The 26229-nt window shown below is 69.3% G+C and carries 21 protein-coding genes and 1 pseudogene; 17 read left to right on the top strand and 5 right to left on the bottom strand.

Translation table 11 applies throughout. The features are described from left to right. Positions 1-33 precede the first annotated feature (33 nt). Positions 34-2148, bottom strand: coding sequence for a family 43 glycosylhydrolase (locus tag GA0070604_RS20220; RefSeq protein WP_208602134.1), 2115 nt, complete (start codon positions 2146-2148; stop codon positions 34-36). Between the two features lie 599 nt (positions 2149-2747). Here GA0070604_RS20220 and GA0070604_RS33995 point away from each other — a divergent pair. The 4 genes from GA0070604_RS33995 (at position 2748) to GA0070604_RS20200 (ending at position 6558) form a co-directional block, all read left to right on the top strand. Beyond that, positions 2748-4337 carry a sigma-70 family RNA polymerase sigma factor gene (locus GA0070604_RS33995; protein ID WP_091127288.1) on the top strand — a complete coding sequence of 530 codons (1590 nt, stop codon included), beginning with the start codon at positions 2748-2750 and terminating at the stop codon, positions 4335-4337. A 290-nt stretch (positions 4338-4627) separates the two neighbouring features. Continuing rightward, positions 4628-5236, top strand: coding sequence for an ArsR/SmtB family transcription factor (locus tag GA0070604_RS20210; RefSeq protein ID WP_208602133.1), 609 nt, complete (start codon positions 4628-4630; stop codon positions 5234-5236). Position 5237: 1 nt separating this feature from the next. Further along, positions 5238-5690 carry a DUF6069 family protein gene (locus GA0070604_RS20205; protein ID WP_091120697.1) on the top strand — a complete coding sequence of 151 codons (453 nt, stop codon included), beginning with the start codon at positions 5238-5240 and terminating at the stop codon, positions 5688-5690. Positions 5691-5799: 109 nt separating this feature from the next. After that, complete coding sequence (locus GA0070604_RS20200) at positions 5800-6558, top strand: SRPBCC family protein (RefSeq protein WP_091120693.1); 759 nt, start codon at positions 5800-5802, stop codon at positions 6556-6558. A 515-nt stretch (positions 6559-7073) separates the two neighbouring features. On the opposite strand, the gene GA0070604_RS20190 is transcribed toward GA0070604_RS20200, so the two are convergent. Continuing rightward, positions 7074-7595 (bottom strand): TspO/MBR family protein, encoded by a 522-nt coding sequence (locus GA0070604_RS20190; RefSeq protein ID WP_091120689.1) that lies wholly within the window; start codon positions 7593-7595, stop codon positions 7074-7076. Between the two features lie 562 nt (positions 7596-8157). Next, the gene (locus GA0070604_RS20185) at positions 8158-8787 is read right to left on the bottom strand and encodes a TetR/AcrR family transcriptional regulator (RefSeq protein WP_091120686.1); all 630 of its coding nucleotides are present in this window, start codon (positions 8785-8787) and stop codon (positions 8158-8160) included. A 60-nt stretch (positions 8788-8847) separates the two neighbouring features. On the opposite strand from GA0070604_RS20185, the gene GA0070604_RS33665 reads away from it, so the two are divergent. Genes GA0070604_RS33665 through GA0070604_RS20165 form a run of 4 tightly spaced genes read left to right on the top strand, consistent with a single transcriptional unit; the run spans position 8848 to position 11708 of the window. Beyond that, positions 8848-9150 carry a hypothetical protein gene (locus GA0070604_RS33665; protein ID WP_141721357.1) on the top strand — a complete coding sequence of 101 codons (303 nt, stop codon included), beginning with the start codon at positions 8848-8850 and terminating at the stop codon, positions 9148-9150. Beyond that, positions 9147-10142: an ATP-binding cassette domain-containing protein gene (locus GA0070604_RS20175; protein ID WP_091120678.1), complete on the top strand. Its 996-nt coding sequence runs from the start codon at positions 9147-9149 to the stop codon at positions 10140-10142. Before GA0070604_RS33665 ends, GA0070604_RS20175 begins: the two co-directional genes overlap by 4 nt. Further along, positions 10139-10966 (top strand): ABC transporter permease, encoded by an 828-nt coding sequence (locus GA0070604_RS20170; RefSeq protein ID WP_091120674.1) that lies wholly within the window; start codon positions 10139-10141, stop codon positions 10964-10966. Before GA0070604_RS20175 ends, GA0070604_RS20170 begins: the two co-directional genes overlap by 4 nt. Positions 10967-11024: 58 nt before the next feature. Continuing rightward, positions 11025-11708 carry a class I SAM-dependent methyltransferase gene (locus tag GA0070604_RS20165; protein WP_091120670.1) on the top strand — a complete coding sequence of 228 codons (684 nt, stop codon included), beginning with the start codon at positions 11025-11027 and terminating at the stop codon, positions 11706-11708. Between the two features lie 86 nt (positions 11709-11794). Here the strand turns inward: GA0070604_RS20165 and GA0070604_RS34165 are convergent. Next, a pseudogene (locus tag GA0070604_RS34165) lies at positions 11795-11968 on the bottom strand (NF041680 family putative transposase); the annotation flags it as partial. A 109-nt stretch (positions 11969-12077) separates the two neighbouring features. Next, the gene (locus GA0070604_RS20160) at positions 12078-13598 is read right to left on the bottom strand and encodes a non-reducing end alpha-L-arabinofuranosidase family hydrolase (protein ID WP_091120667.1); all 1521 of its coding nucleotides are present in this window, start codon (positions 13596-13598) and stop codon (positions 12078-12080) included. Positions 13599-14543: 945 nt separating this feature from the next. Here GA0070604_RS20160 and GA0070604_RS20150 point away from each other — a divergent pair. The 9 genes from GA0070604_RS20150 to GA0070604_RS20110 all read left to right on the top strand — a co-directional run bounded on the left by GA0070604_RS20150 (position 14544) and on the right by GA0070604_RS20110 (position 26178). Beyond that, on the top strand, positions 14544-15530 hold the full coding sequence (locus GA0070604_RS20150; protein WP_208602323.1) for a LacI family DNA-binding transcriptional regulator: 987 nt from the start codon (positions 14544-14546) through the stop codon (positions 15528-15530). A gap of 939 nt (positions 15531-16469) precedes the next feature. Then, positions 16470-18152: a ribulokinase gene (gene araB, locus GA0070604_RS20145; protein ID WP_091120659.1), complete on the top strand. Its 1683-nt coding sequence runs from the start codon at positions 16470-16472 to the stop codon at positions 18150-18152. After that, a complete protein-coding gene (locus GA0070604_RS20140) occupies positions 18149-18841 on the top strand; it encodes an L-ribulose-5-phosphate 4-epimerase (protein WP_091120656.1) in 693 nt (230 codons plus the stop codon). Before araB ends, GA0070604_RS20140 begins: the two co-directional genes overlap by 4 nt. 157 nt (positions 18842-18998) lie before the next feature. Then, positions 18999-19988, top strand: a complete 990-nt coding sequence (locus tag GA0070604_RS20135) for an ABC transporter substrate-binding protein (protein ID WP_091120652.1) — start codon at positions 18999-19001, stop codon at positions 19986-19988. Between the two features lie 161 nt (positions 19989-20149). Continuing rightward, positions 20150-21691: a sugar ABC transporter ATP-binding protein gene (locus GA0070604_RS20130; RefSeq protein WP_091120649.1), complete on the top strand. Its 1542-nt coding sequence runs from the start codon at positions 20150-20152 to the stop codon at positions 21689-21691. Continuing rightward, the gene (locus tag GA0070604_RS20125; protein WP_091120646.1) at positions 21688-22758 is read left to right on the top strand and encodes an ABC transporter permease; all 1071 of its coding nucleotides are present in this window, start codon (positions 21688-21690) and stop codon (positions 22756-22758) included. Before GA0070604_RS20130 ends, GA0070604_RS20125 begins: the two co-directional genes overlap by 4 nt. Next, on the top strand, positions 22755-23744 hold the full coding sequence (gene yjfF / locus GA0070604_RS20120) for a galactofuranose ABC transporter, permease protein YjfF (protein ID WP_091120641.1): 990 nt from the start codon (positions 22755-22757) through the stop codon (positions 23742-23744). Before GA0070604_RS20125 ends, yjfF begins: the two co-directional genes overlap by 4 nt. 26 nt (positions 23745-23770) lie before the next feature. Continuing rightward, on the top strand, positions 23771-25273 hold the full coding sequence (gene araA, locus GA0070604_RS20115; RefSeq protein WP_091127286.1) for an L-arabinose isomerase: 1503 nt from the start codon (positions 23771-23773) through the stop codon (positions 25271-25273). A gap of 98 nt (positions 25274-25371) precedes the next feature. Beyond that, positions 25372-26178, top strand: coding sequence for a GNAT family N-acetyltransferase (locus tag GA0070604_RS20110; protein WP_208602132.1), 807 nt, complete (start codon positions 25372-25374; stop codon positions 26176-26178). Positions 26179-26229 lie beyond the last annotated feature (51 nt).

The raw sequence follows: 26229 nt of genomic DNA, 5'->3' as shown, positions 1-26229 counted from the left end.
TTCGGGTTCTTGATGGTGGTGGGCAGTGCACGGTCAGGGGGTGGTCATATCGAACTTGCGGACGGTGACGGCGCCACCGAGGGCGCGGGTCGCGTAGTTGAAGATCGCGTAGCGGTATCCCATGAAGAACTGCCAGGCGTTGTTGAGGGTGAAAGCCGGGCCGAGGGGAGTGAACGTGACGCCGTCCGTGCTGTAGGAGAAGCGGGCCTGCCGGCCGGTGCCGGGGCGGATGTCGGCGCTGGCCCGCAGCCAGATCCGGCCGCCCGAGACCGCGGCGGAGGCCGCCTCGGTGCCGGTGCCGGTGGTGTTCCAGTTGCCGTCCATGGTCAGGCCGTTGACGAGGGTCACCCGAGTGGCGCCGCCATCGCGTTTGACGCCGATCCAGGCTGAGGAGTCACGCAGCATCGCCAGACCGGACCGGTCACCGTCGCTCATCGCGGAGTAGTCCAGCTCGACGGTCGCCGTGGACGTCGGTCCCTGGATGCGGTGGGTGAGCGTGTTGCGGGCCGCGTACAGGTCGTTGGTGACTGTCGCGGTCTGCAGGCGCAGCCCGCTGCCGGTCGACCACTTCGTGTTGTCCGGGTTGTGGTTCCACTCCCACTGCGGGCCGAGGCTGCTACCGGTGAAGGTGTCCGCGCCGGTCATCGGCCGTACCGTCTTCGACGACGCGGGGATGTTCGGCGCGGGGTAGCTGGCGCCCCAGGCACCGTTGACGGTCTGCACGCTCGGCCAGCCGTCGGCCGTCCAGGTGATGGGCGCCAGGACCGGCACGCGTCCGCCCGGGTACGCGTCCTGGAACGCCATGTAGTACCAGTCGCCGTTCTGGGTCTGCACAAGGCCGCCCTGGTGCGGTACGCCGCCGCCGGCGATCGGGCCGGGCATGTCGAGCAGCACCTGGCGCATCTCGTACGGGCCGAACGGGCTGCTGGACCGCAGGACGTACTGGCCGTTGGCGGGGCGGGTCAGGAAGATGTAGTAGTAGCCGTTGCGCTTGTAGAACCGCGACCCTTCGAGGGTGCCGACGCTCGACGGGGTGGTGAACACCTGCTGGGCGCGGACCTGACTCAACCCGTCGGCCGACAGTTGCGCCACGCTGATGTTGGTGTTGCCGTACGCGACGTACATGGTGTCGTCATCGTCGACGAGCAGTCCGGCGTCGTAGTAGCAGTTGTTGATCTTCGAGCGCTTCTGCCAGGTGCCGTCGACCGCCGACGACGTGTACACGTACGTGCGGTTGAACTCGACGCAGCCGATCCAGTAGTACGTGCTGTTGCTCTTGCGGTAGTTGAACGCCGACGCCCAGATGCCCTTGACGTACGCGCGTCCGCCGGTGAGGTTGTAGGCGCTGGAATCGAAGTCGAGACTCGGTACCGAGTGCCCGGCGTACTCCCAGTGCACCAGGTCGTAGGAGCGCAGGATCGGCGCGCCGGGGGAGTAGTGCATGGTCGAGGCCGAGTAGTAGTAGGCGTCGCCGACCCGGACGATGTCACCGTCGGCGAAGTCCTGCCACACCACCGGATTCGTGTACGACGCCGCCGGCGGCGCCGACGTGGCGGGGGTCGGGCCGGTGGTGTCGACGCGGATGAGCTGCCATTGCTGGTTGGCGCCGTTCCAGTCGCTGTACTGGACGACGTTGGCGCCGTCGGCGGTGTCGGCGTTCTGTACCTCGACGGCCTTGCCGCTGTTGCGGTTGAGGAGTCGGATGTATCCGCCGGTGGAGTCGGCGAGTTGGAACTGTTGGTTGGTGGCGTTGGCGTCGGTCCACTGGATGAGCGGGGCGCCGTCGGTCGTGGCCCGGTTGGAGACGTCGAGGACCTTGCCGGAGTTGCGGGACTTCAGGCGGTAGTAGCCCCCGCCGGAGTCGACGAACTGCCACTGCTGGTTGTTGCCGTTGTTGCGGGTCCACTGGGTGATGCGGGCGCCGTCGGCGGTGGAGGCCCCGTAGACGTCGAGGGCCTTGCCGCTGTTGCGGTTCAGCAGCACGTACCAGGCGTTCGTGTCGACCGAGGCGGCGGAGGCCTCGGTGACGTTGACCGCTGCGGCGAGGGCGCCGGCCAGCAGTGTCGCGACGGCGACGAGGACGGTCGTCCGGCGTCGCCGGCCGCGTCTGTGTGAGGCGGCCGGCGACGCCGCGTCGCTCATGCTCATGGGTGTTTCCCTCCGGTCTGGGCGGGTGGTGCCAGGATCCCTGTTAGCGCTAACAACATGACGTCTGTTTCTGCCTGGTGATTGGTGGTGGCCGGGCTGCCCCGATGTGTGGCAGGGTGCGCCCGAATGGACCCACATCGAGATCGATAGATTGCCAGAATATTTCGGCGCGTTCAAGAGGTAGGCATCGATCAATCTAATGGTGCGTGTACGGTCGCCAGGGCGTGAGCGTCAGCCGGGTGGTCCCTGCAGCTCACGGGCGTTTCGTAATGGTGATCCCATTCTCGTGGGTGCCGATCACAGCAGTCCTCGGGTATCGACTCCCGGATGCCGTTCCGCATAACACTTTCTTCTCGGCGGGATGCGCCTCTCCGGCGGATGCGGATCAGTACCGGCATTTCCTTCGGGCACCGTACTGCGGTCCCGGCGGCGCGGCGGGCACGAGTACGCGTCCGACCAGGCCCCGCCCTGCTTGACGCGGCGGCCGATCCTCGGCGACAGTCAACGACCAGCCCGACTGGCCGCTCCCGGTCTCCCGCCGGGCGACGGCCCCACCATGACCAGCGGCTAAGATCGAGGTCTGTGACTGAGATGTGAAGATGCGAGCTAGCAGCACGAACGAGGCCGGCCTCGTCGTCGCGGCTCAGGCGGGTGACCGGCGGGCCATGGACGAGGTGGTCGCAGCCGGCCTTCCGCTGGTCTACACGATCGTGCACCGCGCACTGGGCGGACACCCGGACACCGACGACGTCGTCCAGGAGACCATGCTGCGTGCCGTCCGCCAGCTACCAGGGCTGCAGTCCCCGGAGAGCTTCCGGTCCTGGCTGGCCGCGATCGCCACGCGGCAACTCAGCACGCATCTGCACCGCCGGCAGCTGGCGGCCCGTCGGACCGGCCCGCTGGACGAGGCGGCCGAGGTCCCGGACGGGGAGGCCGGCTTCGAGGACCTGACGGCCCTGCGCGTGGAGCTGTCCGGGCAGCGCCGGCAGATCGTCCGAGCCAGTTGGTGGCTGGACCCGGACGACCGGGCGCTGCTGTCCCTGTGGTGGCTGGAAGCCGCGGGGGAGCTGACCCGGACGGAACTGGCCGGGGCCCTGGCCGTCAGCGTCGCGCACGCCGGCGTGCGCGTACAGCGCATGCGTCAGCAACTCGACGTGAGCCGCGAACTGCTTGCCGCACTGCAGGCACGGCCGAGATGCGCCGGGCTTGCTGCCGCGGCGGCTGACTGGGACGGCACCCCGAGCCCGTTGTGGCGCAAGCGTCTCGCCCGGCACGTCCGGTCCTGCGATCGCTGCCTACGCGCCGCCGATGGCATGATCGCCCCGGAACGGCTGCTTCTCGGTCTCGCCCTGCTACCCGTTCCGGTCGGGCTCGCCGCCGCACTGGCCGCCAGGAGCACGGTGGGCGTGGCGGCTGCCTCGACCGCCGCCGTCTCCGGTACCGCCGCCGCCGGCCACGCCGCGGGTGTCGGCGCGAGCATCAAGGCCGGACTGTTCAGCCAGCTTCTCCAGACCGTCGTGGCGCACCCCGTCGCCGCGACCGTCGTCGCCGGTGCCCTCGTCGCCGGCGCCGGGCTCACCGCGGCGGTCCGGCCCGCGCCACCACCGCAGGCGTCCGCACCGGTCGCGGCAACGACCGCCCCGTCCGGGACGCCCGCAGGTCCGTCCCCGGCGACGGCGGTCGCTGTGCCAGCGCCGACACCACCCCCGACCGTGGCCGCCCACCCGTCGGCCGTCCCTGGCGAATCCCTGACTGCCGGACGGCTCGTCTCCCTGGAGTACAGGGGGCGGCGGGGACTGTTCGTCACGACCGTCGACGGCCTCGGCGTCCTGCTGCCGGTCGGCCCGGCGAGCAACGCCGACGCGCGCCGGCAGGCGACCTTCTCGGTGCTCGCCGGCCTGGCCGACCCCGCCTGCTTCTCCTTCCGCGCCCGCGACGGCCGATACCTGCGGCACTCGTCCTGGCGGGTGCGGCTCAGCCCCGCCGACGGGACCCGGCTGTTCCGCGGTGATGCCACCTTCTGCGCCCGCGCCGGGGCGACCAAGGGGGCCACGTCGCTGGAGGCGTCGAACTACCCCGGCTGGTTCCTGCGGCATCGCGACGGTGAGATATGGGTGGACCAGATGGACGGCACGGCCACGTTCCGCGCCGACAGTTCGTTCCTGATCCGCCCCGGCTTGGCCGGCTGAGCGGTTGGTTCCCGTCGAGATGCTGGATCGTTGAGGTTCCTCCGATAATGCGGAGTGATGTTCTCCGAGCTACCGGGGGAACCTCACCCTGCTCACGCGCATTGCCCGAACCGCCCCGCGCGCCGCGGTTGTTCGGGTCATCCAAAGCAAGGCGCCGATCCAACCGTCAACCCACCCGCCGCTACGAGGTTGCCGTCTGGCCTCCGGCTGGACGGGTCGGCTGGCCGGACCGGCGCGCCGACAATCGAACCTGTCTTGACAAAAAAACTTGTCGGTGGGAGGGTTTGGTCATGTTCGACATCGCAGTAATCGAGGACCCGGCGGCGGCCGAGGCGTCGCTGGACCCGATGCGGGCCCGCCTGCTGGCCGCGCTCGCGGAGCCGGCCTCGGCGACGATGCTCGCCGCCCGGGTCGGCCTGCCCCGGCAGAAGGTCAACTACCACCTCCGGGCGCTCGAGCAGCACGGCCTGATCGAGTTGGTGGAGGAGCGCCGCAAGGGCAACGTCACGGAACGGGTCATGCAGGCCACCGCAGCCTCGTACGTGATCTCGCCGACGGCCCTGGCGGCTGTGCGACCGAACCCGTCTGATGCGCCGGACCGGCTGTCCGCGCGGTGGCTGCTCGCGCTCGCCGCCCGACTCGTGCAGGACGTCGGCGCCCTCATCACCGGCGCGGACCGGGCGAAGAAGCCGGTGGCGACCTTTGCCATCGATGCGACCGTCCGGTTCGCCTCCGCCAGTGACCGGGCCGCGTTCGCCGACGCACTGGCGTCCACGGTCGGCGCCCTGATCAGCAGGTACCACGACGACACGGCCCCTGGCGGCCGCGAGCACCGAGTGGTGCTGGCCCTGCATCCCAGCGTCAACCCCGCAGCCGGCAACAAATCCGAGGAGCCCTGACATGACCACCACGACCAGTCCGACCATCGCCCGCAGCTACCCGGTCAGCCGCACCGACGGTGCCGTGTCCCGCCGCCGTCAGCAGCGCGCCTTGGGGGTGGCCGCTGCGGTCTGCGCGAACAGCCTGCTCTACCTCGTCGCTCGCGCCGCCGGAACGGACTTCACGCTCACCGACCCCGGAGCGACCCAGTCGCATCAGTTGATCCTGCCGGAGATCGCGGTCTTCAGCCTGCTCTTCGGGCTGCTCGGCTGGGCAGCCCTGGCACTGCTCGAACGGTTCACCCGGCACGCCCGGGTGACCTGGACTCTGCTGGCCGGGGCGGTGCTGACGGCCTCCTTCCTTCCCGTCTTCATCGAGCGGGCCACGGCGGACACCCGAATCATGCTCTGCGCACTGCATGTCGTGGTGGCCGCGGCGCTGCTGCCGATGCTCCGTCACCAGTCCGGCCGCTGACCCGGACCAGATCCGAGACCTCGGTCACCGGCCCCGCGTCGCCGCCGGCCATGGATAACGACTCAACCCGACCTTTGACGAGACAGATCACAAGAGAGGGCTCAACCTCGTGGGACACCACTTCGAGCTGCACAAGGACATCGAGCTGACCGCCACGCCCGAGCAGGTGTGGGCGGCGATCGCCACCGGACCCGGCCTGGACTCCTGGTTCATGGGCCGCAACAACGTGGAGCCACGCGAGGGCGGCCGCAGCAGCCTCACCATGGCCGGTCACACCGACGAGGCGACCGTCACCGCGTGGGAGCCGGGGAAGCGGTTCGCCATCCGCTCCGAGTCCGGACCGGAGGGCACCTTCAACGCCATCGAATACCTGATCGAAGGCCGCGATCAGGGCGCCACGGTCCTGCGGCTGGTGCAGAGCGGCGTCCTCGGCGACAACTGGGAGACCGAGTACGAGGCGATGAACGCCGGCTGGGACATGTACCTGAAGACGCTGGCGGCCTACCTCGCCCACTTTCCCGGCCACTCCGGCGCCCCGGTCGCCGCGTTCCGCCCTGAGGCCGGCACACCGGACCAGGTGTGGGCGGCGGTGGCCGGTGCGCTCGGCATCAACGGCCCGGTCACCCAGGGACAACGGGCACAGCTCACCGTCGACGGCCTGCCGCCGATCGACGGAGTCGTCGATCTCGCCGGTCTGCCGACCTATCTCGGCGTCCGCACCAACAATGGTCTCTACCGATTCCTGCACTCCGGCACCGAACGCGGCAACGTCCTGGTCCTCGGCCACCACATCTTCGCCCCGGACCAGGACCTGACCCATGCCGAGCAGGCCTGGCAGAACTGGGTGAGCACCCTACCCATCGGCTGACCCGCCGGCCGAAGCCTCCGCCGGCACCGAACCTCGGGAACAGCCGCTCCCCATAACGGAGAGCGGCCCTTCCCGACCGCGTCTCCGCAGGCGTCCTATCCGGGCGCCAGCACACCGACCCTCGACGGTGCCGGCGTACTCCCTTTCGCAGGGCGCCGAGGACCAGGTCCGTGTCGCATCGGTCGCCGGCCTTCCATCCGGCTATGCGGTTGGAAACGCGTCATGGACCGCGTCGAGCCAGAACACGCCCGCGCAGCGGACGCGGCTGGCGTCGGCGGCCTCCGTCGCCGGTTGGCTGTGGGGCCACCATCCGCCGTCGCGGCAGCGGCGGCGCAGTTCCGTCCAGGTGGTCCGGCGGTGTTTTCGCCGGACCCATCGCCAGACCGTCTGTCAGAGGTAGCGGCTGAGGTAGGCGAAGGTCGCCGACGATACGCCGGGCCCGTCGTAGTCCGAGACGGGAGAGCCGTTCACGTGTGAAGGAGACCGTCAAGTCGGCAGCGAGGGGGGTTGGAATGTCAGGTACGCCGCTGGTGAACACCGGCGCGCCGCAGTCCGTGTCCGACAGGCCCCTGCCCGGCGTTGAGGACGACGATGGCGGCGTTCAGCGCGGTGGCGAATATCGTCCAGGCGGCGTATGGCGTGAGGGCGGCTACCATCAGCCGATCCGCCTTCGCGGCGTGGCGAAGCAGCATGGCGTTGGTCAAGTCGAGCGCCACGACCTCGGCGAAAGCTGCCGCGGGACTGCGGGCGCGGAAGAACAAGACTGGCCAGCCTGCGTTGAGGATCAGGTTGGCGCCGAACGTGCGGGCAAAGCGGGCTCGGTCCTTGCCCGTGGTGCGGCGCAGGGCGCGGGTTCCTGCGGCGGCGAGGAGCGCGTACAGCGGTGTCCAGACCGCCGGAAAGGCCGGTGGTGGCGGCTGCCAGGAGGGCTTACGCAGGCCGCGATACCAGGGCGTAGAAGGGTCGGTGGCGGCGAAGCCGATCGCTGCGGTCGCGGCGACCGCCGCTGTTGTCTTGATCCACGTGGGCGTCGTCATCACCGGCCTGTACCCGGATTGACTGCGACGCAACGACCAGTAGCGCCAAGCCAGTCCTGTCGATCCTGCCGACGGGTCAGGTAGCGGAGCCCGACCCGTATTCGCGACTTGTTGCAGCGTTCCAGCGCTGTGGCCGCAGCCAGCCTGGCTCGGACTCGCGGCACCCCACACGCCCGTTTGACCAGGAAACGGCGGACCTCACCGAGCGCGAGAGGAATGAGCGCGTTGTGGTTGGTTCCGCCGACCCTGCCGCGCGCCGTGTGCTGGACAATCGAACGCAGTCGCCGGCCGCTCAGTCGGCGTCTGCCAGCAGCGGGCAGCCACCGACATAGTCGGCCGCTCGGCCGTTTTCTGAACCTAGATCATGCGAAGGCCGCACGATGACCGTCGCCCGTAGCGATGGGATCAGTCAGGCGCGGGCCTCGGGCCGCGCCGCTGACCGGAGCATCGCCGCCTGGCATGACCGCCCGTTGGGCGCCGAAATCGCTGTCAGCGGCACAGAGGCCCTGCAAACACAGTTAGCCGCGACCGCCCGCGGCTGATCCAACCACTGGCACTTGTGCTAGCCGCAGAGCTGGGCGTGGAGAGTGTCGTGGACCCACTGCTCCCAGCGATCTTGGCTCCAGCCGCGGTCGCGGACGAACAGCAGATACAGCTGCGGACTTAGCAGGCCGTACAGCAGGTCGGCAGCGTGCTCGACGGACAGGTCGGCCCTGGCGCCGGGCTTGGCCACGAGGCTGCGCGCCGCGACGGTATGGACTTCGAGGCGCGGATCGCTGTCCTGCGGCCACATGCTGGCCAGGCTCAGGTCCTGCGCGGCGGCGGCGCGCAGCACGTCCATGATCGGGGCGACCCGCTGGAGCACCTCGCAGGTGCCTCGCACGTATGCCCGCAGATGCCCCTCGGCGGTATCGGTCGCGAGGGCGTCGAGGAGCCAGGCCCGCTGCATCGTGGGGATCGGCTCGTCGTCACCGGCGATGGTGACGTCAACCAACTCCTTGAGCAGCGAAGGCTTGTTGCCGAAGGCGAAGTAGATGGTCTGCACGGCGACGCCGGCCCGCTCGGCGATGCCCTGCAGTGTCGTGGCCCCGTAGCCCTGGTCGACAAACAGTTCGTACGCGGCCTGCAGGATCCGTCGCCGAGTCTGCCGCGACTTTTCGCCCTTTTTGCCGGTGCTCTTGACCAGTTGCATGCCTGCACTGTAACACTAGAGTCCGACTCTAAAAACCAACTCTAGAGACAAGGTGTGGAGATGACTCTCATCCGGACGACACGGTTCACGGCCGACCCTGCGGACGCCGACACCGTGCTGGAGCGGCGCAGCAACCTGCTCGCAGCGGTCAGGGCGGCGTTCACCGGTCCCACCGAGACCCGGCTGATCCGCCTCGACGAGCGGACCTGGGTGGACATGTGGCGATGGGACTCGCCGGAGACCCTGCAAGCGGCCCTCGCCGGCGCGCCGAGCCTGCCGGAGGCCGCCGCGGCGTTCGCCGTCGCCCGCGATGTCAGCGCGGAGCAGGGCGAGCTGGTCGACGAGGACGGCTGGACCCGGTGACGAACTCCAGCCACCTGGCCGTCGAAGCGACGGGCCTGGTGAAGACGTTCGGCGCGACCCGAGCCGTGGACGGCATCGACCTGAACATCCCCGTGGGTTCGGTGTACGGGGTCCTCGGCCCCAACGGCGCCGGCAAGACGACCACGATCCGCATGCTGGCCACGCTGCTGCGCCCCGACGCGGGTAGCGCACGAGTGTTCGGCCACGACGTGGTCAGCCAGGCCGCTGCGGTACGTGACCGGATCAGCCTGACCGGTCAGTACGCCTCGCTCGACGACGGGCTCACCGCGCGGGAGAACCTCGTCCTCCTCGGTCGGCTGCACGGCCACTCCCGCGCTGGTACGGCAGCTCGGGCCGAGGAGCTGCTGAACGCCTTCTCGCTGACCGAGGCGGCCGACCGTCTGGTCAAGACGTACTCCGGTGGCATGCGGCGCAGGCTGGACATCGCCGCCGGACTCATCGTGACCCCCGACCTGCTGTTCCTGGACGAGCCCACCACCGGGCTGGACCCGCGCAGCCGCAACGACGTGTGGAACCTGGTCCGGGTCCTCGTCGCCGAGGGCGCCACGGTCCTGTTGACCACCCAGTACCTCGACGAGGCGGACCAACTCGCCGACCGTATCGCCGTCATCGACCATGGCACCGTCATCGCCCAGGGCACCAGCGGCCAACTCAAGGCATCGGTCGGAGGTGGCACCCTGCACGTGCGTCTGGCCGAGCCTGACGACTGGGCCGCCGCCGAACGGGTGCTGACCCAGGCGTTGCACGGGCCTGTGGCGCTCGGCTCCGATCGAGCCGCCGTGACCGCACAGGTGCCGGACAGCGGGCCGGCCGGCGCCGAGGCAGCGGCGCACGCGCTGGCCGAACTGTCGCGGGCCCAGGTCGAGGTCACCGAATTCACCCTCGGACAGCCCAGCCTGGACGAGGTGTTCCTCGCCCTGACCGGCCGTCCACCCGTAGCGGACGCCGCAACGAAGGGAGAGCGTGAATGACCACGCTCGACACTGTCACCGCTGCCCGGCACTCCGGCGCGGTGCTCGCCAACCGCCCGCGACCGTCGCGGCCCAGCACCCTGACCGCCAGCCTGGTGTTCACCCGACGGGCCCTGCTGAAGATCAGGCGTACCCCCGTCCAGATCTTCGACATCGCCGTCCACCCGGTCGTGTTCACCCTGATGTTCACGTACCTGTTCGGCGGCGCGGTCGGCGGATCGACCGGCAGGTACGTCGGCTACCTGGTCCCGGGAATCCTCGTGATGACCCTGCTGGTGACGACCGGCACCGCCGGCGCCGCGCTCAGTATCGACCTCGCCAGCGGCGCGTTCGACCGGTACCGCACCCTGTCGATCCGACCCGCCGCCCCACTCGTCGGGGCCATGCTCAGCGACACCATACGGTACGTGCTCGCCTCGACGGTGGTCGTGGGGCTCGGCCTTGCACTGGGGTTCCGTCCGCACGGCAACGTCCTCGGCGTGGCGGCCGCCGTGCTGCTTGTCGTCGCCTTCAGCGTCAGCCTGTCCTGGGTGTGGGCGACGCTGGCGCTGCTGATGAAGTCGCCCGGCGCCGTGCTCGGCGTGTCCCAGGCGCTGCTGTATCCGCTCTCGCTGTTCAGCAACATCTTCGTCGACCCGGCCACGCTGCCCGGATGGCTGCAAGCCTTTGTCGATGTCAACCCGGTCACCCACCTGGTGACCGCCGGCCGAGAGTTGATGGCGGGCGGCACGCCCGGCGCTCCGCTCGCCTGGATCCTGATCGCCTGCACGGTGCTGACGGTGGTCTTCGCGCCGCTGTCGGTGCGCCTGCTCCGCACCAGATAACGACACCCCGCGGTCGAGGGGTGCCGCACCCCTCGACCGCGGACCCGAAGGAGGCAAGATGATCGATACGACAACCGCTGAGCAGCGCTGGCTGAGCGCCCTCTGGCCCTTCGTGCGAGCCCACCTGCCACCGGCGCCATCCCGCGTGCTGGAGATCGGATGCGGCGCGACCGGCGGCTTCGTCCCGGCCATGCGAGAGCACGGCCATGACGTCGTGGGCGTGGACCCGGCCGCACCGCCTGGGCCCGGCTACCAGCAGACGGAGTTCGAGAACCACAAGCCGACCCGCCCGGTCGACGCGATCGTGGCCTGCACCTCACTGCACCACGTCAACGACCTCGACCAGGTCCTCGACGCAGCCGCGGCGGCCCTCGCGCCGGGCGGCGTGCTCATCGTCGTCGAGTGGGCGTACGAGAAGTTCGACGAGGCGACCGCACGGTGGAGCTTCGAGCGGCTGCCCAACAGCGGCGAGCACGGCTGGCTGCACAGCCACCGGGAGCTGTGGCTCGCAGCTGGGCAACCCTGGCATACCTACCTCGATGCCTGGGCCCAACGCGAGGGCCTGCACAGCGGCCACACCATCGTCCGAGCGCTCCAGGCCCGGTTTCACACCCGGCTGCTCACCGAGGCCCCCTATTTCTTCCCCGAGTTGTACCCCACGTCAGTGACCCACGAGCAGGCAGCCGCACACCGCGGCGAGATCCAAGCCACCGGCATCCGCTACGTCGGAGTCAAGCCATGACGGTCGCCGCGACTCCCATTCGGAGTGTCCGTAATGTAGAAAGAACCCGCAGCACTTCGACCACTGGGTGAGACCGAGAGCCCTCACCCCGCCAGCGACAACTCCGCCAAGGACCGGACCGGCCCATCGGTGCACAACACCGCGTCCGCCAGATCGAACAACGCCTCGGCACGAGCGGTCCAGCAGTCGTAGAACACTCGCCGGAAACCATCCAGGTTCCCGGCGGCATCACCCGCACGACGGTCACGCACACTGATCACCGGAACAGCCCTTGGTCATTGATGCTCTTCCCTGTGAAAGAAGATCATCGACCAAGGGCTGTTCCGTGATCAGCCAGGGCCCCCACAGGATGCCTCGGAGAAATCCAAGTTAGCGCTGCAGTGTCAGCACGCCCGGCCGGTAAGGCAGGAGGCCGTAGTCGCCGCCGGAGTTGGTGGCACGTCCCTGGTACAGCAACTGCAGGTTGCAGGGATCAATGGTCATGGTCTGGTCGGGGTTGGTGCGAACCAGGTCGCCGTGGCTGATGTCGTTGGTCCAGGTGGCGCCGCTGTTGGCCTTGCCGGCGAAGGGGTTGCCCTCGGTTGCGGCCTGCGGTGTCCACGAACCGCCCAGGCTGGTGGCCGTGAACGAGCGGAAGTAGCGACCCTGCGAGCCGATCGCCTCGACGAGCATGAGGTACTGGTTCTGGCCCTGGACCTTGTAGACCTGTACCCCTTCGAACAGGTTGTTCGTTGAGTCGCTCATGACCACCGTCGATGCCGTGCCGAAACTGCCCGGGAAGTTCCCGATGGGCATACTGGCCCGGTAGATCTTGCCGTTGTCCCCGGCGAAGAACAGGTACATGTTCGATCCGTCACCGATGAGCGTCTGGTCGATGGGGCCCGTGCCGGAGCCGGATATGCTTCCGGAGAAGAGCGTTTGCTGCGACGACCATCCGTTCACGTTCGTGGGGTCGCTCGACGTCCGGTAGGAGAAAGCGGTCCCACCCCACTGGTAGGCGAGCACCCAGATGTTCTTCGGCGCGAAGTAGAAAAGCGTGGGGGCGACGGCCGCGAAGGGCATCGTGTTCTGGCTGGCCGAGGCCATGTCGGACCAGTTCGTGAACGGACTGAAGTTCATCGACCCCCAGGACGTTCCCGTGTCGTGCGTCGTGGCGTAGACGAGATGCCTGCCGTTGTAGACGACGTTGGTGAAGTCCTTGAGCGAGACCCACCCCGACTTCGGGTTCGCCAGCGAGCCCGTCGACGTCCAACGGTACGTTGACGGAAGAGTGCACGAGCCGTTCGGTGGTGGCGTGGTGGGGTTGCCCCCGCCGTCGACCCGCACGAGCTGCCACTGCTGGTTGCTGCCGTTCCAGTCGTCGTACTGCACGATGCTTCCGCCGTCGGCGGTCGAGGCGCCCATCACCTCCACTGCCTTGTTGCTGTTCCGGTTGATGAACCGGACGTAGCCGCTGTCGGAGTCGGCGAGCCGGAACTGCTGGTTGGCCTGGTTGCCGTCGGTCCACTGCACGATGTCGGCGCTGTTGGCGGTCGACCAGTTGTAGACATCCAGCACCTTGCCGGACAGCCGCGACCGCAACCGGTAGTAACCGCCGCCGGAGTCTACGAACTGCCACTGCTGCTGGTTGCCGTTGTTGCGCGTCCACTGCACGATCCGCGCGCCGTCATTCGTGGCCAGGTTGTACACGTCCAGCGCTTTGCCGCTGTTGCGGTTGATCAACACATACCACGCGCTTGTGTCGACCGTCGCTGCGGAGGCGGGCGTCGACACCACCGCCGCAGCGGCACCACCGAGCAACACCGCCGTCACCCCAGCGGTGACGATCCGCGCCATCCGTCCACGCCGCAGCGGCGGCGTGATCGATGGAGACCTACCAAAGGCGAACATGATCCTCCTCCAGTGACAAAGAGCCGAACGGTCCGATCGAAGATGGGCGCACGCGAAAATTGCCGTGGGCTTGCGGTCATCGATGTTAGCGCTAACAAGATCCGCATAGCCCGGCGTCTGGCTTGCCCGGTCAGCCGCCGCGTCGTCACCCTTGACATCGACTGTGAGCGATAACATGTTGTTCGTCAAGTAGTAATGCTCTGATGGACTGGACATCGTTCGGTCCATGCCGGGCGGTTCGCCTGACGGCGCGGGTGAGGCGGCCTTCCGGATGCGGGCCCGGAGACCACCGGGCAGGACACGCATCGGGTTTCCCCACCCTCGATCCGCAGTTACCCGTGAAACTCCTCCCGGCAGGGCGGCTCCGGAAGCCGTCCCGGGAGTCCGCGGATGTCGACGACGGACTCGTCGAACCCGCCGAGCGACACGTCCGGGCGGTCGTCGCGCGGCACACCGACAGGGCGCAGCCCGGCATCCGGGCCACACCAGCGCCGACCTGCTTGCCGGCGTAGGCGGTGACGCGTGTGGTGCGGGACCGGGCCGGGGCAGGCCGTCTTCCTGGCGACCCGCCTTCGTTCAGGCCCGGCGTTCGGGGACGGGGGCCGGCAAGCCCTCGTCGGCTTGTTCCCGCCACGTGCCGTCGGGCCGGCGGCATTCCCTCGGCCCTGAGGAGGCCGAGCTGTGATGGGTCTGCCGCGACCGGCCGGCGGCAGTGCGTGGCGCAGCCGGGTGGGTGTCGCGCCGCCTCGACCCGCGCGGGCCTTATGCCTCGGCGGGGGCAGGATGGCCCCGGGCGTAGACTGGCGCTGGCCTTTGCGGGTGTGCCACGGTGTTCTGCCTGGGCAGGGGTGGGGCTGCGGATGGAGGGTCCAGGCCGCTCCGGCGTCGGCTGCCGGAGGCGGTCGAGGGCTGGCGGGGAGGGTGAGTGCCGTGCGTGGTCCCGCGATGACGGATGTGGCCCGCCTCGCCGGGGTTTCCCACCAGACCGTCTCGCGAGTGCTGAACGGGCATCCCAACGTGCGTGAGCAGACCCGGCTGAGGGTGCAGGCGGCGATCGCCGAGTTGGGATACCGGCCCAATCGGGCCGCTCGTACTCTGGTGACCGGCCGGTCTCAGGTCATCGGCGTGGTCGCGCAGAACACCACCCTGTACGGCCCGGCGTCGTTGCTGGCGGCACTCGAACAGACCGCCGCCGAGGAGGGCTTCGCGGTCAGCGTGGGCAGCGTCCGAGAGCTCGATCGGGTCTCCATCTCCGCAGCCGTGGAGCGACACCTGGCGCATCGGGTGGCGGGAATAGTCGTGATCGCGCCGGTCGAGTCGGCCGGTGAGGCGTTGGAGCACCTGCCGAAGGACGTTCCTCTGGTGACGGTCGACGGTGACCCCCGTCGCCCGGTGCCGCTGGTGACGGTGGACCAGGTGGCGGGTGCGTGGCAAGCTACCCGGCACCTGCTGGAGGCGGGGCATCGTACGGTGTGGCACGTGTCCGGGCCGGCAGACTGGTTCGACAGCGCGGGACGGATCGAGGGCTGGCGCAAGGCGTTGCGGGAGGCAGACGCCGAGGTGCCGCCACTGGTGGCGGGGGACTGGTCGGCGGCGTCGGGCTATCGGTGCGGGCAGATGGTGGCGCGGATGCCCGAGGTGACGGCGATCTTCACCGCCAACGATCACCTGGCACTGGGCGTGTTACGGGCGTTGCACGAGTTCGGACGCCGGGTGCCGGACGAGGTCAGTGTGGTGGGGTTCGATGACGTGCCGGAGGCGGCGTACTTCATCCCACCGTTGACCACGGTCCGGCCGGACTTCGCCGCGGTGGCCCGGGCCAGCCTGGACCTGCTGCTTGCGCAGATCGAGTCGGGAGAGGTCGGTGACATGCGGCAGACCATCGCGCCGACCCTGATCTCCCGGCAGAGCGTCGCCGCTCCACCCCGGTGACCAGCCGCAGCGGGTGCCTGCAGGTCATGCCGGATCGGCGAGGCGGCGCTGTCCCGGGTGGCCCACCGCGCCGATCCGCGATCTGCTCTGCGGTGCTCTGACGCCGACGCGGTCACCTGCGCAGGCTCCACCGCTGGCTGGCCCCGCCGTGGCGGGTCCAGAGCACGATCTTGGTGCCGTTCGTGGTGCCCGGTCTGTAGGCGTCGAGGCGGAGTCCGGACCGCGCGCCGCTGATGGTGTCGTGGTGTGCTGCCGTTCGGCACATCGCGGCAGGGACAGGACCGGTCGCCTGGGCGTTCTGTTGGCCGCTGCCCCTGCTGGTCGTCGAGCAGTCGGCGGCGGTGATGTCGGCCGCTGCGCGTCGACCGAACCGGACTGACCGGGCGGCACGGGACGCCGCCCGGAGGGCGGCGCGTGGGTCCGCCGCACCCGCGTGTGGAGGCTCGGCGTCGGCGAATCGAACGTGTCGGTGCGACCCGGACGCCGAGTTAGCGCTAACAGGGGTTCGGTCAGGTGAATCGCCGCCAGTCGCACTGGACGCGAACCGGCGACAGTAGGCGAATCTGCCCGAGGAACGGGCAATCGCCCTGTGGACTGCGGACTTGAGCGCGATCTCTGGTGGTGACGGTGCCCGTGCCTCGGGCCTCGTCGTACCCGCCACAGGCGGCTGAACTGGGGCTCCGCCCGCGAATTCGCACGGGATGCGGCTTGCCCGTGCCCAATGCGAGTCACGGAGGGTGGTGAAACGGCGCTGGGAGGGCAAGCTTTCGCGCGGGCGGCTGTGTGCGGGCTGCACGCTCATCGACCTCCGGCCAGTCCGGCACGCTGGCCCTGCAGAAGGCGGCCCGGATGATCCGACGCCACGGCACTGTCGCGATTGCATCTTGACCACCGCTGATGTGAGCGTTAACAATGTGGCCACGACACGCGGAGGTGAAAATGGTGGGAGTGGACGGACCGGGGGACCGGTACGTCATCGGAGTTGACTTCGGGACGCTGTCGGGCCGGGCGCTGGTGGTCCGGGTCGGTGACGGCACGGAGCTCGGCACCGCGGTCCACGAGTACCGGCGCGGGGTGATCGAGTCCACGCTTCCGGACGGGGCGCCGCTCCCGCCTGACTGGGCATTGCAGGACCCCGAGGACTACGGCGACGTGCTGCGCCACGCGGTGCCGGACGCCGTCGCCGCCGCGGGGATCGACCCGACCCGGGTGATCGGCATCGCCACCGACTTCACCGCCTGCACCGTCCTGCCGACCCTGGCCGACGGCACCCCGCTCTGCGAGGTGCCCGAGCTGCGCAACCGGCCGCACGCCTGGGTGAAACTGTGGAAGCACCACGCCGCGCAGCCGCACGCCGACCGGATCAACGCCCTCGCGCACGAACGCCGCGAGCCGTGGCTCAACCGGTACGGCGGCAAGATTTCCGCCGAGTGGCAGTTCGCCAAGGGCCTGCAGATCCTCGACGAGGACCCGGACATCTACCGGCGCGCCGCCCGGTTCGTCGAGGCGGCCGACTGGATCGTCTGGCAGCTGTGCGGAGTCGAGAGCCGCAACATCTGCACCGCCGGCTACAAGGGCATCCGCCAGGACGGCCGATACCCGTCCCGGGAGTTCCTGGCGGCACTCGACCCCGGGTTCGCCGACTTCGTCGCCAAGCTGGACGGTCCGCTGCTGCCGATGGGTGCCCGGGCCGGCACCCTCACCGCCCAGGCCGCCGCGTGGACGGGTCTGCCCGAGGGCATCGCCGTCGCAGCCGGCAACGTGGACGCCCATGTCACCGCCGCCTCCGCGCAGGCCCTGATGCCGGGCCGACTGGTCGCCATCATGGGGACCTCGACCTGCCACGTGGTCAACGGCAGCGAGCTGGTGGAGATGCCGGGCATGTGCGGCGTCGTCGAGGGGGGCATCAGCCCCGGCGCCTGGGGGTACGAGGCCGGACAGAGCGGCGTCGGCGACATCTTCGGCTGGTTCGTCGAACATGCCGCGCCGACGGGCGTGGACTCGCACGAGCAGCTCTCCGAACTGGCCGCGGCACAGCCGGTCGGCGCCCACGGGCTGATCGCCCTGGACTGGTGGAACGGCAACCGCTCTCTGCTGGTCAACCACGACCTGAGCGGTCTCATCGTGGGGCTGACCCTGGCCACCCGCCCGGCGGACGTCTACCGGGCGCTGTTGGAGGCGACGGCCTACGGCACGCGCATGATCATCGAAGCGTTCGTCGAGGCAGGCGTGCCCATCCGAGAGGTGATCGTGGCGGGCGGCCTGGCCGCCAACCGGCTGCTGATGCAGATCTACAGCGACGTCACCGACCGGCCGCTGAGCATTCTCGGCTCGGCGCAGGGACCCGCGTTGGGCTCGGCGATCCACGCCGCGGTCGCCGCCGGCGCGTACCCCGACATCTACGCGGCCTCCGCCGCGATGGGCCGGGTGGACCGCGACGCCTACCGGCCGGACCCCGGGCGGGCGCGGACCTACGACGCGCTCTACGCCGAATACCGGTCCCTGCACGACCACTTCGGGCGCGGCGGCGACAACGTCATGTCCCGCCTGCGCGCGATCCGCAACGCCGCCGTCGACCGACCGGCGGAACAGGTCCCGACGCCGCTGGAGGTCGTCGCATGAGTGCCGAGCCCGGCCCGCAGATCCGGCGGCTACGGGAGAGCATCACCCGGTTGCACCGCGAACTGACCCGCTACCGGTTGGTCGCCTGGACAGCGGGGAACGTCTCCGCCCGGGTGCCCGGCCACGACCTGATGGTGATCAAGCCGAGCGGCGTCGACTACGACGACCTCGCCCCGGAGAACATGGTCGTGTGCGACCTCGACGGCCTCGTGGTCGAGGGCGACCTCGCGCCGTCGAGCGACACCGCCGCCCACGCCTACGTCTACCGCGCCATGCCCGAGGTGGGCGGGGTGGTGCACACCCACAGCACGTACGCGACCGCCTGGGCGGCCTGCGGCGAGCCGATCCCCTGCCACCTGACCGCCCAGGCCGACGAGTTCGGCGGCGAGATCCCGGTCGGCCCGTTCGCCCTCATCGGCGGCGACGACATCGGCAAGGGCATCGTGGAGACCCTCGCCGGGCACCGCTCGCCGGCCGTGCTCATGCGCAACCACGGCGTCTTCACCATCGGCCGGGACGCCCGCGCCGCGGTGAAGGCTGCGGTGATGTGCGAGGACATCGCGCGCACCGCACACCTGGCCCGGACGCTCGGCACGCCGCTGCCGATCGCGGCCGCCGACGTCGACGCACTGTATGACCGTTACCAGAACATCTACGGACAGCGACCCCCGCTACCCAGGAGTCCCTGACGGCCGTCCTCGATCACGCGGCGGTCCACACCGGATCCGTCCGTGTCGCACCACCCCTGGGCACCACCTCTGCCAGCACCACCACCAGCGCGGACGTACTCCGTCGGGGTGTACGGCTCGCGAAACGCTCATCCCGAGGAGATTTGCGGTGAAGAGAATGAGGCCCCACCTGCGGTCCCGCAAGGCCATCGCGGTACTCACCGTCGCGCTGCTCGCCACCGGCGTGGCGGCCTGCGGCAACAGCGACACGGGGGGCAAGGGCGACGACGGCAAGATCACGCTGGGCTTCTCGCAGGTCGGTGCGGAGAGCGGATGGCGTACCGCGAACACCACTTCGATCAAGGAGGCCGCGGCGGCGGCCGGCATCGACCTGAAGTTCGACGACGCGCAGCAGAAGCAGGAGAACCAGATCAAGGCCATCCGCAACTTCATCCAGCAGAAGGTTGACGTGATCGCCTTCTCGCCGGTCGTGGAGTCCGGGTGGGACACCGTCCTCAAGGAGGCCAAGGACGCCAAGATCCCGGTCATCCTCACCGACCGGGCGGTCGACTCGGCCGACAAGTCTCTCTACAAGACCTTCCTCGGCTCCGACTTCGTGAAGGAGGGCCGGCTGGCCGGGGAGTGGCTGGTGGAGCAGGAGAAGGTCGCCACCGGCCCGGTCAACATCGTCGAACTGCAGGGCACGACCGGCTCGGCGCCGGCGAACGACCGGAAGAAGGGCTTCGCCGAGGCGATCGGAGCCAACCCGAACCTCAAGATCATCGCTTCGCAGTCCGGTGATTTCACCCGCGCCGGCGGCAAGCAGGTGATGGAGCAGTTCCTGAAGGCCAACCCGAAGATCGACGTGCTCTTCGCGCACAACGACGACATGGGACTGGGCGCGCTGGAGGCCATCACGGCCGCCGGAAAGGTGCCCGGCAAGGACATCAAGATCATCACCGTCGACGCGGTCAAGGACGGCATGCAGGCTCTCGCCGACGGCAAGTTCAACTTCATCGCCGAGTGCAGCCCGCTGCTCGGTCCCCAGCTGATGGACCTGGCCCAGAAGGTGCACAACGGCGAGGAGGTCCCGGCCCGGATCGAGACCCAGGAGACCACCTTCACCCAGGAGCAGGCCAAGGAGGCGCTGCCCAACCGCAAGTACTGACCGGAGCACGGGGGCCGACACCTCCTGCATTCGATGCGGCGGCCGGGCCTCGGGCCCGGCCGCCGCGCCGGCCCCGCCGACCGGGGCCTGCGGATCCGATCGACCGGGAGGGGTCGCGTCCACGGCGCGCCGTCTCACCAATTCCAGGAAGGTCAGGTGGCATGACACCCAGCCGCCCAGTCCTGACGATGACAGGGATCAGCAAGTCATTCCCCGGGGTACGCGCGCTCGACAACGTGGACTTCCGCCTCTTCCCCGGGGAGGTGCACGCCCTGATGGGCGAGAACGGCGCCGGCAAGTCGACCCTGATCAAGGTGCTGACCGGTGTGTACGGCACCGACCAGGGCACCGTCACGCTCGACGGTGAGCAGGTGTCGTTCACCGGCCCGATGCAGGCCACCGCCGCCGGCGTGAGCACCGTCTACCAGGAGGTCAACCTCTGCACCAACCTCTCGGTGGCAGAGAACATCTTCATCGGCCGGGAACCGCGCCGCCTCGGCGCCGTCCGCTGGGGCGAGATGCGTCGCCGTGCTCGCGCCCTGCTCGCCCGCCTCGACCTGGACATCGACGTCAACGCGCAGCTCGGCAGCTACTCACTTGCCGTGCAGCAGATGGTGGCGATCGCCCGCGCCATCGACATCAAGGCCCGGATCCTGGTTCTGGACGAGCCCACCTCCAGCCTCGACGCCGGCGAGGTCGCGCAGCTGTTCCGGGTCATGCGGCAGCTGCGCGACGACGGCATCGCGATCCTGTTCGTCACCCACTTCCTCGACCAGGTCTACGGCATCACCGACCGAATCACCGTGCTACGCAACGGCCAACTCGTGGGCGAGTACGCGACGAATGAACTACCCCAGCTCAGCCTGGTGGAAAAGATGATCGGCAAGGAGCTGCAGGTCCTCGAACGCCTCGACGAGCAGTCCCGGCACGACGTCGCCGCGCCGGCGGAGGGCACACCCCTGCTGGACGTACGCGAGCTGGGGCGGCGCTCCGCGGTGGCGCCCTTCAGCCTGGCCATACACGAGGGAGAGGTGGTCGGCCTGGCCGGCCTACTCGGCTCGGGCCGGACCGAGGTCGCTCGGCTGCTCTTCGGCGCCGACCGCGCCGACCACGGCACTGTCCGGGTGCGGGGCACACCCGCCTCGCTGCGTACGCCGGTGGCCGCCATCGACCACGGCATCGGCTTCTGCTCCGAGAACCGGCGAGCCGAAGGCATCATCGCCGAGCTGTCGGTGCGCGAGAACATCATCCTCGCCCTGCAGGCCGCCCGGGGCTGGCTGCGACCGATTCCCCGCCGCCGCCAGGACGAACTGGTCCAACGGTACGTGCAGGCCCTGAGCATCCGCCCGGCCGACCCCGACATCCCGGTGGGCAACCTCTCCGGCGGCAACCAGCAGAAGGTGCTGCTCGCCCGCTGGCTCGTCACGGAACCTCGCCTGCTGATCCTCGACGAGCCGACCCGGGGCATCGACGTCGGCGCCAAGACCGAGATCCAACGGCTGGTCGCCCAGCTCTCCGACGGCGGCATGGCGGTGCTGTTCGTCTCCGCCGAGCTGGAGGAGGTACTCCGCCTCAGTCACAAGATCGTCGTGATGCGCGACCGCGAAGTGGCCGCGCAACTCACCAATGACCACAGCGTCGACGCCGACCGGATCATGCAGAGCATCGCCGCCGGCGCAACGCACGAGGGGGTGCCGTCATGACCAACCACCAGGCCAGCTACCGGGCACTGACGGCACACCGACTCTTCTGGCCGGTCGTCGTCCTCGTCGTCATGCTGGCCGCCAACACCGTCTACCGACCCAGCTTCCTCTCCGTGCAGATGCGCGACGGCCACCTGTACGGAAGCCTGATCGACATCCTGCGGCTGAGCGCGCCGCTGATCCTGGTCGCGCTGGGCATGACGCTGGTGATCGCCACCGGCGGCATCGACCTGTCGGTCGGCTCGCTCTGCGCGATCAGCGGCGCCATCGCCTGCCTCCACATCAGCCGGCAGCCCGACCAGAACAGCTTCGGCGCCGTGCTGACCGCGCTGGCTCTGGGGCTGGGCGTGGCCCTCGTGCTCGGCGCGTGGAACGGCGTGCTGGTCGCCGTCATCGGCATCCAGCCGATCATCGCAACGCTTATCCTCATGGTGGCCGGCCGGGGTCTCGCCCAGCTGATCACCGAGGGGCAGATCCTCACCATCAACTCCGACCCGTACAAGGCGATCGGCGTCGGCCACCTGCTCACCCTGCCGCTGGCCATCTTCCTCGCCGCCGCGGCGGCTCTGCTCATCGCCGCGGCGACCCGCCGGACCGCGCTGGGCCTGCTCATCGAGTCGGTTGGCGGCAACGCCCGGGCCAGCCGCCTGGCCGGCATCCGCTCCGCCCGGATCACCCTCCTGGTCTACGTGATCAGCGCAGCCTGCGCCGCGCTCGCCGGGTTCATGATGACCGCCAACGTGTCCAGCGCCGACGGCAACGCCGCCGGCCTCTGGGTCGAACTCGACGCCATCCTCGCGGTGGTCATCGGCGGCACCTCACTCGTCGGTGGCCGGTTCTCGCTCGGCGGAACGATCCTCGGCGCACTGCTCATCCAGACCCTCACCACCACGGTGTACGCCATGAACATCTCGCCCCAGACGTCCCTGCTGTTCAAGGCCGTCGTGGTCATCGCCGTCTGCCTGATTCAGGCACCGGGCTTCCGGGCGCGGTTCACCCGCCGTACCACCCCGATCGCCACCCAGGCCGCTGTCGTCGAGCAGCCGAAGGAGCAGGTTCGCGCATGACCACCCTGTCCCCGGCCGCCGCCCGTACCTGGTCGCGACTGCCCCGGCGGCACGTCCCCGTCCTGGCCACTCTCGTCCTGCTGCTGGTCCTCTACGGCGTCGGAGTCTCCCAGTACCGGGCGTTCTCCAACGTCCAGGTCGTCTTCAACGTCTTCATCGACAACGGGTTCCTGCTCGTCGTCGCGGTCGGCATGACCTTCGTGATCCTGACCGGCGGGATCGACCTGTCGGTCGGCTCGGTCGTCGCGATGACCGCGATGGTGTCGGCGTTCCTACTGGAAAAAGGAGTGCCGGCGGCGCCGGTGCTACTCGTCGCGCTACTCATCGGGCCGACGCTCGGGTTCCTCATGGGCTGCGTGATCCACTTCTTCGACATCCAGCCGTTCATCGTCACCCTGGCCGGAATGTTCTTCGCGCGCGGCATGTGCACCTTCATCAGCGGCTCGTCCATCCCGATCACCGACGGGTTCTGGACCAGGATGTCCCAGGAGCGTGTCGGAAACCCTCACGGCAACTTCGTGTCGATCAGCGTGCTCATCGCCTTCGCGGTGGTCGCCGTCGCCGCGTACACCCTCGCCTACACCCGGCTGGGCCGCAACGTGTACGCCATCGGTGGCAACGCCCAGTCGGCTCTGCTGATGGGACTCCCGGTGGGACGGACCCGTATCGCCGTCTACACCATCAGCGGCCTCTGCGCGGCGATCGGTGGCATCCTGCTGTCCTTCTACACACTCTCCGGGGCGCCGCTGATCGCCGTCGGCATGGAGCTCGACGTGATCGCGGCCGTGGTCATCGGCGGAACCGTGCTCACCGGCGGCTCCGGCTACGTCTTCGGCACCGTGCTCGGAGTGCTGGTCCTCGGGGTGATCCAGACGCTGATCACCTTTGACGGCAGCTTGAACTCCTGGTGGACCAAGATCGTGATCGGCGGCCTGCTCTTCGCGTTCATCCTGCTTCAACGTCTGATCGGAATCCGCTACAAGTGACCGACAATCTCGCGGAAGGCAACCCCATGGCAACGCACGCTGAGCCTGAGATCTGGTTCCTCACCGGCAGCCAGGCGATGTACGGCGAGGACACCCTTCGTCAGGTGGCCGAGCAGTCCCGGCAGATCGCCGCAGCGCTCGACGACTCGCCGCACATCCCCGCCCGGGTCGTCTGGAAACCGGTCCTGACCACCAGCGGCGACATCCTGCGGGTCTGCCGCGACGCCGCCGTGCAGGGGGCGATCGGGGTGATTGCGTGGATGCACACCTTCTCGCCGGCGAAGATGTGGATCTCCGGCCTGGACGCTCTGCGGACGCCGCTGCTGCACCTGCACACCCAGGCCAACGTCGCGCTGCCCTGGGACGAGATCGACATGGACTTCATGAACCTCAACCAGGCGGCCCACGGTGACCGGGAGTTCGGGTTCATCCAGACCCGTCTCGGGGTGGCGCGCAAGACCGTCGCCGGACACGTCACCGACCCACGCGTGGTGTCCCGCGTCGCTGCCTGGACCCGGGCGGCGCTCGGCTGGTCGGCGATGCGGTCGCTGCGGCTGGCCCGCTTCGGCGACAACATGCGCGACGTGGCGGTGACCGAGGGCGACAAGGTGGAGGCGGAACTGCGCTTCGGCGTCTCGGTGAACACCTACGGGGTCAACGACCTCGTCCGGGTGGTCGACGACGTCCCCGCCGCACAGGTCGACGACCTGGTCAAGGAGTACGACGACAGCTACCGCGTGGTGCCCGAGCTGCGCCCCGGTGGCGACCGGCACGAGTCCCTGCGCTACGCCGCCCGCCTGGAACTCGGCCTGCGCGCCTTCCTCGAAGCGGGTGGGTTCCGCGCCTTCACCACCAACTTCGAGGACCTGGGCGGGCTGCGCCAACTACCCGGCATCGCCGTGCAGCGCCTGATGGCCGACGGCTACGGCTTCGGCGGCGAGGGCGACTGGAAGACCTCGGTCCTGGTTTACACCCTCAAGGCGATGGCGGTCGGCGTCGAGGGCGGCACCTCGTTCATGGAGGACTACACCTACGACCTCACCCCGGGCCGGGAACTGGTCCTCGGCGCCCACATGCTCGAGGTGTGCCCGAGCATCGCCGCGGCAGTACCGTCCGTGGAGATCCACCCGCTGAGCATCGGCGGGCGGGAGGACCCGGTCCGGATGGTCTTCGACGCCGAGCCCGGCCCGGCGGTGGTGCTCGGCCTGGCCGACATGGGGGAGCGGTTCCGGATGGTCGCCAACGAGGTCGACCTGGTGCCACCGCCCCATCCGCTGCGGCGGCTGCCGGTCGCCCGGGCCGTCTGGCGACCCAGGCCGCACCTGGCCGGCTCTGCGGAGGCGTGGATCACCGCCGGAGCCCCGCATCACACCGTCCTGTCGCGTGCCGTGGGGGTGGAGGAGCTGTACGACCTGGCCGAGATGAGCCGCACAGAGCTGGTTGTCATCGACGCCGACACGGACCCGCGCCGGTTCGCCGAGGAGATCCGCTGGAGCCAGGCCTACTACCGCCTGGCCATGGGGCTCTAGCGGCGGGTATCGAATGTGCTGGTCGCTGGCGCGACACTGCCGACGGACGAGCGAAAACCGTATGCGACTACCGCTCGGTCCTGCTTAGGTCATTCGCTGTGAATGATCATTTTCTTGATGAAGCCGACTTGATGGACAGAATGGAACAGAATCTGGCGGAACACGCCTGCCACCTGCACCGGAGCATGACCGGTGCGACTGTCACGGAGGCTGGTGACCTCCTGATCGCGGACAGCGGCCTGGACGACGACACCTTCAGCATCGTTGCCGCTGCCCGCTTCACCACCGCCGACGCAACAGCACGTATCACCGAGACCACGGAGACGCTGGCCCGCACCAAGCGCCGGTTTTCCTGGTGGGTGGGGCCCGCCTCGACACCACCGGATCTCACCACCCGCCTGACGGCAGCCGGTCTCCCCGAATCCGAACGCGAGACGGCGATGTGGGCCGAACTGGACGACACCCTGCCACTTCCCGCCGTCGAAGGGCTGGACATCCAGAGGGCGGCCACGTCCGAACAGCTCGCCGACTACGCCACGGTTCTCGCCGCGAACTGGGACCCGCCCGCTGACACCGTCCACCGCTTCTTCGCCCAGGCCGCCCCACAGGCGCTGGCCGCGCAGTGCCCGGCCCGGTACCTGGTGGGCTACGTGGAGAACCGTCCGGTCTGCTCCGCTGAAGTGTTCCACCACGCGGGAGTCGCCGGCATCTACAACATCTCCACCCTGGCCGCCCACCGCCGCCGCGGCTACGGCGGCGCCATCACACTCGCGGCACTCCGCACGGCCCGCGACCGAGACCACCGCATCGCAGTCTTGCAGGCATCAGTCGACGGCGAGCCCGTCTACCGCCGTCTGGGATTTCGCCCCTGCGGCCAGTTCACCGAACACGCCATCATCCCCTAAACCACCTTCAACCCACTGGTCCTCCATCCGCCTGTCCTGACGGTGCTGGTC

Source organism: Micromonospora eburnea, assembly GCF_900090225.1.
Taxonomy (GTDB): domain Bacteria; phylum Actinomycetota; class Actinomycetes; order Mycobacteriales; family Micromonosporaceae; genus Micromonospora; species Micromonospora eburnea.
Note: the sequence above shows the minus strand (reverse complement) of the source record. Positions and strands in the feature narration are given on the sequence as shown.

What these genes read in the sequence shown, in the direction of transcription:
- GA0070604_RS20220 (WP_208602134.1), bottom strand. Translation starts at nt 2,148, where the DNA reads ATGAGCATGAGCGACGCGGCGTCGCCGGCCGCCTCACACAGACGCGGC.
- GA0070604_RS33995 (WP_091127288.1), top strand. Translation starts at nt 2,748, where the DNA reads ATGCGAGCTAGCAGCACGAACGAGGCCGGCCTCGTCGTCGCGGCTCAG.
- GA0070604_RS20210 (WP_208602133.1), top strand. Translation starts at nt 4,628, where the DNA reads ATGTTCGACATCGCAGTAATCGAGGACCCGGCGGCGGCCGAGGCGTCG.
- GA0070604_RS20205 (WP_091120697.1), top strand. Translation starts at nt 5,238, where the DNA reads ATGACCACCACGACCAGTCCGACCATCGCCCGCAGCTACCCGGTCAGC.
- GA0070604_RS20190 (WP_091120689.1), bottom strand. Translation starts at nt 7,595, where the DNA reads ATGACGACGCCCACGTGGATCAAGACAACAGCGGCGGTCGCCGCGACC.
- GA0070604_RS20185 (WP_091120686.1), bottom strand. Translation starts at nt 8,787, where the DNA reads ATGCAACTGGTCAAGAGCACCGGCAAAAAGGGCGAAAAGTCGCGGCAG.
- GA0070604_RS33665 (WP_141721357.1), top strand. Translation starts at nt 8,848, where the DNA reads ATGACTCTCATCCGGACGACACGGTTCACGGCCGACCCTGCGGACGCC.
- GA0070604_RS20170 (WP_091120674.1), top strand. Translation starts at nt 10,139, where the DNA reads ATGACCACGCTCGACACTGTCACCGCTGCCCGGCACTCCGGCGCGGTG.
- GA0070604_RS20165 (WP_091120670.1), top strand. Translation starts at nt 11,025, where the DNA reads ATGATCGATACGACAACCGCTGAGCAGCGCTGGCTGAGCGCCCTCTGG.
- GA0070604_RS20160 (WP_091120667.1), bottom strand. Translation starts at nt 13,598, where the DNA reads ATGTTCGCCTTTGGTAGGTCTCCATCGATCACGCCGCCGCTGCGGCGT.
- GA0070604_RS20150 (WP_208602323.1), top strand. Translation starts at nt 14,544, where the DNA reads ATGACGGATGTGGCCCGCCTCGCCGGGGTTTCCCACCAGACCGTCTCG.
- araB (WP_091120659.1), top strand. Translation starts at nt 16,470, where the DNA reads ATGGTGGGAGTGGACGGACCGGGGGACCGGTACGTCATCGGAGTTGAC.
- GA0070604_RS20140 (WP_091120656.1), top strand. Translation starts at nt 18,149, where the DNA reads ATGAGTGCCGAGCCCGGCCCGCAGATCCGGCGGCTACGGGAGAGCATC.
- GA0070604_RS20135 (WP_091120652.1), top strand. Translation starts at nt 18,999, where the DNA reads ATGAGGCCCCACCTGCGGTCCCGCAAGGCCATCGCGGTACTCACCGTC.
- GA0070604_RS20130 (WP_091120649.1), top strand. Translation starts at nt 20,150, where the DNA reads ATGACACCCAGCCGCCCAGTCCTGACGATGACAGGGATCAGCAAGTCA.
- GA0070604_RS20125 (WP_091120646.1), top strand. Translation starts at nt 21,688, where the DNA reads ATGACCAACCACCAGGCCAGCTACCGGGCACTGACGGCACACCGACTC.
- yjfF (WP_091120641.1), top strand. Translation starts at nt 22,755, where the DNA reads ATGACCACCCTGTCCCCGGCCGCCGCCCGTACCTGGTCGCGACTGCCC.
- araA (WP_091127286.1), top strand. Translation starts at nt 23,771, where the DNA reads ATGGCAACGCACGCTGAGCCTGAGATCTGGTTCCTCACCGGCAGCCAG.